Genomic DNA, 1,779 nt, shown 5'->3' with positions numbered 1-1,779 from the left:
GGGGCGAGCCGCGGATCCTCGTGAGCCCGCACGCCGCCGGCGGGCGGCCGCAGCACGCGGGCACGTTCCTCACGGCCGCCCTTCGCGCGTACGACGCGGGCCAGGATCCGCCCAACGTCGTGCCGCGCACGGGCGCCAGCGCCCCGAGGCGCTGACCGGGCCGGGCCCGGGCCTGGCTCAGCCGCGCTTCGTGCGGCGCTGGGGGTCGCGGGGCGCGCGCGGAGGCGGCTGGCACCGCGGGCAGAACGCCGCGCTGCGGTTCATGAACTCCACCCGCCTGATCGGGGTGCCGCACCGCGGGCACGGGCGGCCCTCCTGCCCGTAGACCGCGAGGCTGCGGTCGAAGTACCCCGACGCGCCGTTGACGTTGACGTACAGCGCGTCGAAGCTCGTCCCGCCCTGGACCAGCGCCTCGCTCATGACCTCGGCCGCCGCGTCCAGCACGCGCGAGACGTCGGCCGGTCGCAGGGCCGCGGTCGGACGTGCGAAGTGCACCTGAGCGCGCCACAGCGCCTCGTCGGCGTAGATGTTCCCGATGCCCGAGACGAGGCCCTGGTCGAGCAGCGCGCGCTTGATGCCCGTGCGCCGGGAGCGGATCGCGCGCACGAGCGCCGGGCGGTCGAGCGCCGGGTCGAGCAGGTCGCGCGCGATGTGCGCGACCGGCTCGGGCACGGTCGGCGACGACGAGCCGCGGCCCCCGGGTGCGCCGTCGACGGTGGGGACCAGGTCCTGCACGCTGACATGGCCGAACGTCCGCTGGTCGACGAAGTCGAGAGCCCCGCCGTCGTCGAGGAGCAGACGCACGCGCAGGTGCGGGTGCCCCGCCCCGTCCGCCGCGACCGCCTCGGCCGAGCGGACGAGCAGCTGACCGCTCATCCCGAGGTGGACCAGCATCGCGTCGTCGCTCTCGCCCTCGGACCGCGCGAGCGGGACCCACAGGAACTTGCCCCGGCGCACCGCCGCGGCGAGCGTGCGGCCGTGCAGACGCCCGGCGAGGTCCGCGGGACCACCCAGGTGCCGTCGCACGCTGTACTCGCGACGCACGTCGACGCCGAGCACACGACGACCCACCACGTGCCGCTCGAGCCCGTCTCGGACGGTCTCGACCTCGGGGAGCTCCGGCACCGCTCAGCCCGCGGAGGTGGCGAGCCCCGCGCCCTCGACGTCGGCGCCCTGGAGGTCGGCCGCGACGCGCTGCAGGGCCAGGTACGCGGCCTCGGCCGCCTGCTGCTCCGCGAGCTTCTTCGCCGGGCCCACGCCGGTGCCCCGCACCTCGCCGCCCACGACCGCGTGGGCGGTGAACGTCCGCGCGTGGTCCGGGCCCTCGCCCTGCACGTCGTAGTGCGGAGCGCCCAGACCCAGGCCCGCCGACAGCTCCTGCAGCGACGTCTTCCAGTCGAGCCCCGCGCCGAGGTGGGCCGCGTTCGCCAGCGTCGGTCCGACGAGGCGCTCGACGACCGCGCGCGCGGTCTCGAGCCCGTGCGAGAGATAGATCGCGCCGAACACGGCCTCGAGCGTGTCGGACAGGATCGAGTCCTTGTCCCGCCCGCCGGTCGCGAGCTCACCCTTGCCGAGCAGCACGTACCGCCCGAGGTCCAGCTCGCGGGCGACGCCCGCGAGGCCGCGCTGCGAGACCGTCGCGGCACGCATCTTCGCGAGCGATCCCTCGCTCTCGTCGGGACGCGACCGGTAGAGCGACTCGGTCACCACGAGGCCCAGGACGGTGTCGCCCAGGAACTCCAGGCGCTCGTTGGTGGGGATGCCACCGGCCTCGTGCGC

The 1,779-nt window shown here is 75.9% G+C and carries 2 protein-coding genes; both read right to left on the bottom strand.

All coding sequences use genetic code 11. The annotated features are described in order from the left end of the window. Positions 1-177: 177 nt before the first annotated feature. A complete protein-coding gene (gene mutM / locus CWIS_RS11695; protein WP_048343470.1) occupies positions 178-1,125 on the bottom strand; it encodes a bifunctional DNA-formamidopyrimidine glycosylase/DNA-(apurinic or apyrimidinic site) lyase in 948 nt (315 codons plus the stop codon). Positions 1,126-1,128: 3 nt separating this feature from the next. After that, positions 1,129-1,779 (bottom strand): ribonuclease III (gene rnc / locus CWIS_RS11690; RefSeq protein WP_048343469.1); only part of this gene is annotated, 651 nt, incomplete at its 5' end.

Source organism: Cellulomonas sp. A375-1 (genome assembly GCF_001040865.1).
In the GTDB taxonomy this organism is placed as follows: domain Bacteria; phylum Actinomycetota; class Actinomycetes; order Actinomycetales; family Cellulomonadaceae; genus Cellulomonas; species Cellulomonas gelida.
Note: the sequence above shows the minus strand (reverse complement) of the source record. Positions and strands in the feature narration are given on the sequence as shown.